Here is a 9,906-nt window from a genome sequence, read left to right as displayed (position 1 = left end):
GGGATCGAGTGGGGTCGGCCAGTGCACGACCCAGGCGGTTCATCACGTCGAGACGCGAAGCAATAGTCAGCATGGACTGAACTATACAGCGCGAACTGAACACTCGGTCACAGGCGTCAGCCCAGATCGCATGCCCGTAAGGGGATCCTTCACCGTACGTCGAGCGAGCTCAGTCCTCGACGACTTCTTGTGAGGGATCGTCATGTACGCAAGACCCGTACGGTGACGTGGGCGGTGAGGGGAGGGTAACTGCAACAATGGGGACATGCATGTCGGCTACGCGCGCGTCTCGACTCTCGAGCAAGACCTCTCCGCCCAACGGGAAGCACTCGAGCGCCTCGGAGTCGAGAACAAGGACATCTACTTCGACCACGGCCTGACGGGAACGACCCGCGCCCGGCCCGGGCTGCGCGAAGCGCTGGCCGCGACCCGGGACGGCGACACCCTGGTGGTGACCAAGCTCGACCGGCTGGCCCGCTCGCTCCCGGACGCGAGGGACATCGCCGACGAGCTCACCACCAAGGGAGTGGCGCTCAGTCTCGGAGGCAGCGTCTACGACCCCAACGACGCCGTCGGCCGGTTGCTGTTCAACGTGCTCGGCATGGTGGCCGAGTTTGAGGCGGACCTCATCCGCCTGCGCACTCGCGAAGGCATGGCCATCGCCAGATCCAAGGGCAAACTCAAAGGCAAGAAGCCCAAGCTCTCGCCCTCTCAGCGCAAGCACCTGCTGACGTTGCACGCCGCCGGCGAGCACACCCAAGCCGAGCTGGCCGAGCTGTTCAACGTCTCCCGCACCACCATCTACCGCGAGCTGCGCCGCACCACGACCGACACCTGACCGCGCCTGCACCGCCACTGAGCGATCACAGAAACCCGCCACCAAGCCATCACATCCACAGGACTGGGTCGCCCGAGTCGTTGCCAAGAACCTATGGGTTGTGGCGGGAGGTTTCGAGAGCGGGGACGATCTCCCACCCCATAGACTCTTGAGTTGTGCCCAGTGCGAAGTACCCCATGCAGCTCCCGCGTGAGACCCCTACTCAGGTTCGGAGAACGAATCTAGATCCCGAGGGGAAGTTTCCTCATCCTTTGGTGGCATGCCTCGCGGAGGCGACGGTGTCGCCGGCAGAGGTCGATGTTTTCCCCATGGTGGTCCGAGCACAGCAGCCAGACGAGCTCCACCTTCCTGACTACGACCTGATCGTCTCGTTCGGCCAGCCAATCAATGGCGCCCAGGCGCCGGTCATCGTCTTCGGCCCCGTTGGCGGCCAACGTCTAGCCTGTCCGGAGGACTTCTTGCTTGAGGCTTCGTTCCACGGCTCAGTATTGGACGATGGCTACTCAGTTGAGACCCGGGAGACACAGCTGCGCTCGTTGATACAGGTGCCCCTGGCGGCAACACCTTGGAGGGATCTTCTCAAGGAAGGGCTCCAGCCGGCCATCTCAGCGAACCTGGGCAACCTTCACACCATTCAGACGTCTGACCTAGTGATCATGACCAGGGACAGCGAGCCGCAGATACAACACTGGTTGGGACCAGAGGAGGCGCTTACGCCGCTCCTGAAGTTCCAGGACGGCACGGTAATCGCCGCCATGGGGCTGACGGCAGAGCGCTTCCCCATCTTGTTCCTCCCGTCATGGACGCCAAACAAGCGCGCATGGCTGCTGACAGCATGGAGGGAGTGGGTCGCCGATGGCACCATAGATGCTCCTCCTCCCAGCGAAGGGTTCGACGACGCAGCCTGGATGACCGGGGCAGAGCTCCGAGAGCTGGAGGAAATCCATCGTCTTGAGCTCGATCTGCAGCGTGAGAAGGAGAGGTTGGGTCAGGCAATCGCGGCCGCGAAGGGTCGGTTAGCCGAGGCCTCAGAGGCTGCGGAATCGGGGGCGCGGCGTCTATTGACCAAGAACGGCGAAGACCTCGAATTGGCAGTGGAGGAGGCCCTCTCGGCCCTGGGCTTTGAGGTTACGCTTATGGATTCGGATGGGGTGGCCAAACTCGAGGACCTGCGGGTGAGTACAAGTTCCGGGACGTGGACCGCGCTTGTGGAGGTCAAGGGCTACTCCAAGGCTGGTAAGTCCAACGACTTCCAAAAGTTTGCCCGGTACAGCTCTGAGTACAGTCGCCAGACAAACATGCAACCGGACGCCTACTGGTACGTGGTAAATGCGTACATGGGACAACCTCCGGCCGCTCGGCCGGGCCCCTTCGAGTCAGTGCAGGACCACGTTCAAACCTTCAGCGAGGAGGGTGGTCTTGTAATTCCGACCGCAGAACTCTTCCGCCTGGTCAGGTCCGTCGAGGCCGGCGTTCTCACCACGGGGGCAGCGCAGGCCTCTCTTACTAGCCAGCGGGGTCTCTACAGTACAGATTCACTGACTCACGAGGCGTCTGATGGGGGCACTGCGGAGTAGACGGCAGTCCCCAGTCACCAGCACCAGGAACACCGGCGGCGACGGCCACGGGCATCTCGAACCGACCGACGTGTCCCCAGAGCTGGCCGACTACATACGCCACCTCACACTCGCAGCCGTCGCCTACCTCCTGGCTGAGGTCCAGCACACGCCCCCTCGACAGTGACTGCTGTACGGACCGGGGGACGTCGGTGACACCGCCCGCGGCCGAGGGCCACTTTTCGCGGGCCACACTGACTGACCTGCTCTGCGAAAAGTTCATCGCGTGTCGTGTGAAATCTTCACTGCATCTCGACAGCGACGCCCGCCGCGGGACCACACGGGATGTGGAACTGGAGCCCTTCGAGATGGCAGTGCACCCCCTCCATGACCGGAGCACCGGACGCCCGCTCACGCCTCTGACATGGTTCGAGACCATCAACCTCTGCAACGAGCTATCCAATGCCGAAGAGCTGCAGCCGGCCTACACGCGTGCTGGGGACGGACGCTCCGTTACCTGGAACACGAGCGCTGACGGGTACCGATTGCCCACCGAGGCCGAGTGGGAGTACGCCTGCCGCGCCGGAACGACCTCGCCCGCCTACGGGCCGCTTGAAGACATCGCCTGGACCGGCCTCGACCACCTCGAGGGCCCCCAGCCCGTCGTCCGTTCAGAGAACCCTTGACCTTCCCCCGTAGGGGAAGGTGCAGACTGAAGATCAACCACTGGAAAACCAGCCATCAGCTTCTGCCGTCACGCAATGAACCGGTGCCCGATGGCAGTGTAGGGAGATTCGCATGAACGAGGCAGTACCGCATTTCGATCTGGCGATCATCGGTTCCGGTGGTGGCGCGTTCGCTGCCGCGATCAGGGCAACGAACCTCGACAAACGGGTCGTCATGATCGAACGCGGGACCGTGGGCGGGACCTGCGTGAACACCGGATGCATCCCCTCCAAGGCTCTGCTCGCCGCAGCCGAGGCACGCCACACCGCCCAGGACGCCGGCAGGTTCCCCGGCCTCACCGCCACCGCGGGACCCGTGGACATGGAAGCACTCATCGCGGGAAAGCGCGCCTTGGTGGAGAACGTGCGCTCCGATAAGTACGTGGACCTCGTCGCGGACTACGGGTGGGAGCTGCGCCACGGCAATGCTGTATTCACCGGCACCGCCGCGGACCCTGCGCTGGAGGTCACCGCGCAGGACGGGACCAGGGAGACGATCACGGCCGCCCACTATCTGGTCGCGACCGGCTCCACCCCGTGGGCCGCACCGATCAATGGTCTGGACACGGTCGATTACCTGACATCGACCACGGCCATGGACCTCGACGAGGTACCCGAGTCCTTGCTGGTCATCGGCGGCGGGTACGTCGCCCTGGAACATGCCCAACTCTTCGCCCGCCTCGGCTCGAAGGTCACCATGCTGGTGCGCTCTCGCCTGGCATCGGGTGAGGAACCCGAAGCATCCAGGGCATTGATGAGCGTCTTCGCCAACGAGGGCATCCGGGTCATCCGCCGCTCCACCGTCTCCTCCATCACCCAGGACACGGACGGCGGCATTGCCGCCCAGGCCGACATCGCCGGCGGGCGCGAAACCCTCCGGGCCTCCAAGGTCCTCATCGCCACGGGTCGGCGCCCGGTCACCGACGGGCTAAACCTGGCCGGGGTGAGCGTGAAGACCGGGGACAAGGGGGAAGTCGTCGTCGAGGACACCCTGGTGAGCTCTAACCCACGCGTTTGGGCTGCGGGGGACGTGACCGGGCACCCCGAATACGTGTACGTCGCCGCATCCCACGGCACCCTGATGGTCGACAACGCCTTCAGCGACGCCGGCCGCGCCGTGGACTACAGCCACCTGCCCCGCGTCACGTTCACCAGCCCTAACCTCGCGGTTGTCGGCATGACCGACAAGCAGGCAAGAGACGCCGGGATCAGGTGCGAATGCCGGGTTGTACCGCTGGAATACATACCCCGCGCCGTGGTGAACCGGGACACCCGCGGATTCATCAAGATGGTCGCAGACGCCGACACCGGCAGGATCGTCGGTATCACCGCCGTCGCGAAGGAAGCCGGCGACCTCGCTGCAACAGGCGTGTACATCCTGCAGGCCGGGATGACCGTCGATCAGGTCGCGAACCTCTGGAGCCCGTACCTGACCATGGCCGAGGGCATCAAGATCGTTGCCCAGTCCTTCAAGACGGATGTCTCCAAACTTTCCTGCTGCGCCGCCTGAACACCTGAACCACCGATCGCCGAACACTGACACACCATGCCTTGAAAGGAACGACCGCGATGAACAACATCAGCGAGGTCACTGACCGGCTTGCGTCCAACGAGACGGGGATGGAGCCCTGGCTGTGGATGCCCCTACTGAAACTCCTCGCCCTGGGCGACCCGGTCGACGTGAGCGACCTCGCCGCGGCGACCGGCCGTGCCGGGGAGGAAGTCCGCACTGCCCTCAAGGCGATGGGCGACACGGAGTACGACGGGTCCGGGCGGATCATCGGGCAGGGCCTGACGCAGCGCCCCACGCAGCACCGGTTCGAGGTAAACGGTGAGCAACTCTACACCTGGTGCGCGCTGGACACCCTGATCTTCCCGACCCTGCTGGGCGCATCCGCGCGTATCGAATCCTCACATCAGGCCACAGGCACCCCGGTACGGGTGGCTGTCACAGCGATGGGTGTCACCAGCGTGGAGCCGGCCACCGCCGTGGTGTCCCTGGTGAACCCGGAGGACATCAGCTCCGTCCGCTCATCGTTCTGCAACCAGGTCCACTTCTTCGCCTCACCCGACGACGCAGCGCCCTGGCTCGAAACCCACCCCGGCGGCACCATCATGCCTGTCAAAGAGGCCTACGAACTCGGATCCTCCATGGCTGAGAAGATGCTCACCCACACACCAGGACCCGCCACCGACCAGGTAAGCAACGGCGTCCAAAGCTGCGCCTGCTGAACCAACCGACCACCCACCACTACCCGCCGGACCACCACTGGCAACTGGAGGGCTTGCACGGGTTCAGTACCGGTGCAGGAGGCGGGCCGGGGCCGGTGCGAGATGTTGACGAAGGACCGGAAAGAGCCGGGAAAGATCCGCTGAATCTGAAGGAGAAATTCTCATGAGTGAACATTTCGATGTTGCCGTCCTCGGTCTGGGCCCAGGCGGGGAGGTCGCGGCCGACCGGCTTCTGAAAGCCGGGAAGAACGTCGTGGTCTTCGAGCGGGAACTAATCGGCGGGGAATGCGCCTACTGGGCGTGTATCCCTTCCAAGACCGTCCTGCGGCCGCCGGAAGCGCGCACGGAAGTTCAACGGGCCGCCGGTGTCTCCGGCGCCGAACTGGACTGGGCTGCCACTGCAAAGTACCGGGACTACATGATCCGGAACCTCGATGACCAGGCACAGGTCGACGGGTACATCAAAGAGGGCGCCGTGGTGATCAAGGACGAAGCTCGGATTACCGGACCGGGCCGGATCCAGGCTGGAGACCGCGAGATCACAGCCGAGAACATCATTATCGCCACCGGCTCCGACGCCGTGATCCCACCGTTGGACGGCATCGACCAGATCACGGCCTGGACGAACCGTGAAACCTACACCACCAGCACGCTCCCCGAGCGGGCGGTCATCATCGGCGGCAGCGCCGTCGGCGTGGAAACCGCGACGTTCCTGGCCCGCTTCGGAGTGGCCATCACCCTGATCCACTGCGGCGAGAGGTTACTGGACCGCGAAGGGCCCCGGGTGGGGGAACTTGCCCACCAGTACCTGCAGGAGGCCGGCATCGACATCCGGCTGGCCACCTCCGCCGTCCAGGCGCGGCGCGAGGGAGCCGACAGCATCATCAAGCTTCAGACACGCGACGGCGATCCAGCCGGTGAGGTGGCAGCAGACGTCGTGATCTTCGGTACCGGCCGCACACCACGCACCGAAGGACTCGGCTTCGAACACGCTGGCGTAACCCTCGGCGACCACGGAGAAATCCAGATCGACGACCACTGCCGCGCCGGCGAAAACACGTGGGCCATCGGCGACGTCACCGGCATCATGCCTTTCACCCACGTCGCGAAGTACCAAGGCCGGATCGCCGCCGACGCCATCCTCGGCCGACCCCACCCGGCCACCTACGACGGCATACCGCGTGTCGTATTCACCGACCCCGAAATCGCCGGCGCCGGACTAACCCAGGAACAGGCAACGAAGCAGGGCATCCGCACCATCGCCACGGAACTGGACCTCGCCGACGCCATCGCCCGACCCTGGACCTACGAGCAGGACCCCCGCGGGCACCTCGGCCTACTCGCCGACGCCGACCGGAAGATCCTCATCGGAGCCTGGGCCGTCGGCCCCATGGCCGGAGAGTGGATCCACCACGCCTCCCTCGCCATCCGCACGCAACTGCCGATCGACACGCTCCTGGACCAGGTCGCCCAATTCCCGACCTACCACGAGGCCTACCAGGTCGCCCTCGAACAACTCGACCTCACCCCCTAACCGGGTCGAGAAACGTACAGGCGGGAGCACGAAGGAATTGGCACACCACAAAGACCCCCATCACCTTCGTGATCTTCCAGCAAAATGGAAGATTACGGAGTCTTTCGAGAACGAGGTGAAGCATGCGTATCGGTGAAGTAGCGGCGGCCTCCGGCGTGACGACCAAGGCCTTGAGGTTTTACGAGGAGCGAGGGCTCCTGCCGCAGGCCGACCGAGCCACCAACGGCTACCGCGACTATCCAGAGGACACGATCGTCAGGCTTGAATTCATCCGGCGCAGCCAAGTTGCCGGCCTCACTCTGGCCGAAATCCTCGACATCCTCCAAATCCGGGATGCTGGCACGGCGCCGTGCGGCCACGTGCGTGATCAGCTTGCCGAGCACCTGACGAACCTGGACAGGCACATCGCCGAACTCACCGCGCTCAGAGAAACCGTTGCCGGCCTTCACGGAACCGCGGCGGCCGGCGACCCCGCTCAGTGCAATGCCGAAGTCATCTGTAGCTACCTTTGATCATCGGCACATCCACAACCAGACGTTTCAACGGAATCACTCAGCGACGACGGACCGCAATCCATAAGCCGCACCGCCGGCAGACGTAAGCCGCGCCATCCGCCAACGCGTGCAACCTGCTCAACGGCAGACGCCGCCCACAGCACGAACAGTGCGCACTGGTGTCGCTGGTTTGGACCATTGTCCATCGTAAGACCGACTCTTCAACCACAGGCCCTCTAGGGCGGGGTCTAGGATTTCACGACAAAACGTTTGTTGCGCCAGGGGTGCCTATGAAACCCGCCGTCAGCCGGACGTAGAACCTGTCGTCTGCGGAAAGCTCAGATCCGATCACCCACCTGATTAGCAGGCCTTAAAGCGTTACAAAAACCACGCCATTTAGCGCTGCGATTCACACCGTCTCTGACGTGATGATCTCGTGGGCGGGCGGGGCGTGTAAAGGGGTATACCCGACTGGACACGGACCCAGAGAGACCCCTGCACCGCCGGGGCCCCGTCCGAAACGTGCGCATCCCCGGGACGAAGGAGGGCCCGGGCCCCTGACCCCGAGGAACGGATCAGGACCGAGCCCATTCCCTCATCTGGGCTGGAAGAGCTCCGAGTCGAGACTCCCACCAGTCGAGGTCGGCCTGGCAGCCCCTGCCCTGCGAACGGGGACGCAACGTGACCTGGGCTCGGAACTCCTGCGCCCCTGCCTCCTCCACCACCCGCAGGCGAAGCCACGCCACCTCGGGGGAATACTCCGGGAACAGCTCGAGGGAGAAGCACCGGTCCGGCCACGCCGGCCGCCCGCGGCCGAAGTCCTCCCCCACGAGACCGATCTCCTGGAAGTTGAGATCCTCATACCGGACCGGCTCCTGGGCATAGGCACCCTGCACCTTGAACGTCTCCCCCGGCACCCCCCACGACAGACCGACACAGGGCAACCCGAGCCGCTCCACACTCCATGGCCACATCATGGATTTCAGGCACTCCTGCCCCAGAATCGAGTCCCCATGCACACGGACGCTGACGGACTGCGCACCCCCGCTCATGCGCCGCACGCTAGTCACTAAACCGGCGCGGAGGAAGGTGGCACCCCACTGATCCGCGCCGATCGGCCACGATCAGACGTTGCGCGTGACATCACCACCTTGGCGATGAGTGCGCGGCGCGGCCACCGCCGCAGGTCAGTGGGAGCTGGAACCGATTTCGATGACCAGCACACCGGCCATGATCAGCAAGATCCCCAAGATCATGGTGCGGGTCAGGGGTTCCTTGAATAGGACATGGGACGCGATCGCGGTCAAGGCAACCCCCGCGGCGGCCCAGATCCCGTAGGCGACACCGAGCCCGATCCCGGCGCGCAGCGCGAGGGTCAGGAAGACAAAGGCCAGCACGTAACCGACGGCCACGGCCGCGTAGAACCCACGACGGCCGGCGGCCGCCACACGCAGGCACAGGGTGGCAGCCACCTCGGACAGGACGGCCCCGGCTAGGAATAGCCACTGCATCACGCTGCCCCCGCCTGCTGCTCGTCGGTGTCGGGGGTATGGTGCGATCCCAGTTCAACCATCAGAACGCCGGCGATCACCAGGGCGATCCCAATCCCCATCATGGCCGTGATCCGTTCGTCGAACAGGACGGCGGACAGCACCGCCGTTGCGGCGACACCCAACGCGCCCCAGATGCCGTAAGCGACACCGAGGGCCATTCCGCGCTTCAGTACCAGGGTGAGGAAGGTGAAGGCTGAGACGTAGCCCAGCAGGACGACCGCGTACAGCGCGGGGTGGGTGAGTGCTGCCTTGAGTGACAGCGATGCGATGACTTCGCTACCGACGGCGCCGGCGAGCAGGAACCATTTGGTCATGGTCTCTCCTGGAAGGGGCGAGCGCCTGCATGCGGCTCGGCCGTGTCTGTTCATTATTCTACCGGCTGGACGCTGGTGTCCCCGCGTTTCCGAGAGGCGTGCTTCGTGGATGCACCGCCATACACGCGCTCATGCCGCTGTTTGCTGGGCCCACCTGCTCGGTTTTCAGGTGTCGATTCCTGCTCGCGTTTCAGCAGTCATTGACAACAACTCTCGCCAGCAAGCCCGGGCCGACCCTGGACCGACCGTTGGTGGACACACTCACCGGCTCCAGGCACAAGAACCTTAAGGAGCTGCACCCCGGCTCGAGCGGGCGCAGCGAGATCCGGATCCTCTTCGCCTTCGACCCCCGCCGGCAGGCAATCCTGTTGGTGGCCGGGGACAAGGCCGGGGCCTGGAAGAAGTGGTACGCCACGAACATCCCCCTGGCCGAGGAACGCCTCGACGCCCACCTCCACGCGCTCCGCAGCACCCCACCCGGTGCTTAGGAGCGAAACCGTGAACCTGAGCAGCACCCCTGAGACCAGCACTGCTTACATCTCACCCCCAGCACCCAGGAGAGCCCCCATGCACACCCTCGACCAGCTCACCGCCCAGCGGCCCCCGCACGCAAGGACCCCCATGAACAGCTCCTCGGCCCGCCCTGACGTCATGTAGATG

Annotated in this window: 11 protein-coding genes and 1 pseudogene; 8 read left to right on the top strand and 4 right to left on the bottom strand. The window is 64.6% G+C overall.

Going from position 1 to position 9,906, the window contains the following annotated elements; all coding sequences use genetic code 11:
* Nucleotides 1–73: pseudogene (locus tag MHY29_RS09285) on the bottom strand (transcriptional regulator); the annotation flags it as partial.
* 192 nt (nt 74–265) lie between these two features.
* On the opposite strand from MHY29_RS09285, the gene MHY29_RS09280 reads away from it, so the two are divergent.
* From MHY29_RS09280 to MHY29_RS09250, 7 genes are all read left to right on the top strand, one after another.
* Entirely contained in the window at nt 266–838 is a 573-nt protein-coding gene (locus tag MHY29_RS09280) for a recombinase family protein (protein WP_098094180.1), read from the top strand.
* A gap of 254 nt (nt 839–1,092) precedes the next feature.
* Nucleotides 1,093–2,415 (top strand): hypothetical protein, encoded by a 1,323-nt coding sequence (locus tag MHY29_RS09275; RefSeq protein WP_239240542.1) that lies wholly within the window; start codon nt 1,093–1,095, stop codon nt 2,413–2,415.
* A 347-nt stretch (nt 2,416–2,762) separates the two neighbouring features.
* A complete protein-coding gene (locus MHY29_RS09270; protein WP_224355383.1) occupies nt 2,763–3,080 on the top strand; it encodes an SUMF1/EgtB/PvdO family nonheme iron enzyme in 318 nt (105 codons plus the stop codon).
* 112 nt (nt 3,081–3,192) lie between these two features.
* Nucleotides 3,193–4,629 (top strand): mercury(II) reductase, encoded by a 1,437-nt coding sequence (gene merA, locus MHY29_RS09265; RefSeq protein ID WP_239240540.1) that lies wholly within the window; start codon nt 3,193–3,195, stop codon nt 4,627–4,629.
* A gap of 59 nt (nt 4,630–4,688) precedes the next feature.
* Nucleotides 4,689–5,351 (top strand): organomercurial lyase MerB, encoded by a 663-nt coding sequence (merB, locus tag MHY29_RS09260; protein WP_036336638.1) that lies wholly within the window; start codon nt 4,689–4,691, stop codon nt 5,349–5,351.
* A gap of 163 nt (nt 5,352–5,514) precedes the next feature.
* Nucleotides 5,515–6,885, top strand: coding sequence for an NAD(P)/FAD-dependent oxidoreductase (locus MHY29_RS09255; protein WP_224355385.1), 1,371 nt, complete (start codon nt 5,515–5,517; stop codon nt 6,883–6,885).
* Nucleotides 6,886–7,007: 122 nt separating this feature from the next.
* A complete protein-coding gene (locus tag MHY29_RS09250) occupies nt 7,008–7,397 on the top strand; it encodes a heavy metal-responsive transcriptional regulator (RefSeq protein ID WP_036334145.1) in 390 nt (129 codons plus the stop codon).
* Nucleotides 7,398–7,954: 557 nt separating this feature from the next.
* On the opposite strand, the gene MHY29_RS09245 is transcribed toward MHY29_RS09250, so the two are convergent.
* From MHY29_RS09245 to MHY29_RS09235, 3 genes are all read right to left on the bottom strand, one after another.
* Nucleotides 7,955–8,275, bottom strand: a complete 321-nt coding sequence (locus MHY29_RS09245) for a hypothetical protein (RefSeq protein WP_144819872.1) — start codon at nt 8,273–8,275, stop codon at nt 7,955–7,957.
* A gap of 291 nt (nt 8,276–8,566) precedes the next feature.
* Nucleotides 8,567–8,890, bottom strand: a complete 324-nt coding sequence (locus tag MHY29_RS09240) for a multidrug efflux SMR transporter (RefSeq protein ID WP_224356845.1) — start codon at nt 8,888–8,890, stop codon at nt 8,567–8,569.
* The gene (locus MHY29_RS09235; protein ID WP_020626388.1) at nt 8,890–9,246 is read right to left on the bottom strand and encodes a multidrug efflux SMR transporter; all 357 of its coding nucleotides are present in this window, start codon (nt 9,244–9,246) and stop codon (nt 8,890–8,892) included. Before MHY29_RS09235 ends, MHY29_RS09240 begins: the two co-directional genes overlap by 1 nt.
* A 29-nt stretch (nt 9,247–9,275) precedes the next feature.
* Between MHY29_RS09235 and MHY29_RS09230 the strand changes: the two genes are divergently transcribed.
* The gene (locus tag MHY29_RS09230; RefSeq protein WP_370643499.1) at nt 9,276–9,734 is read left to right on the top strand and encodes a type II toxin-antitoxin system RelE/ParE family toxin; all 459 of its coding nucleotides are present in this window, start codon (nt 9,276–9,278) and stop codon (nt 9,732–9,734) included.
* The last annotated feature ends 172 nt before the right edge of the window (nt 9,735–9,906 follow it).

Source organism: Micrococcus sp. ACRRV, assembly GCF_022346985.1.
In the GTDB taxonomy this organism is placed as follows: Bacteria; Actinomycetota; Actinomycetes; order Actinomycetales; family Micrococcaceae; genus Micrococcus; species Micrococcus porci.
Note: the sequence above shows the minus strand (reverse complement) of the source record. Positions and strands in the feature narration are given on the sequence as shown.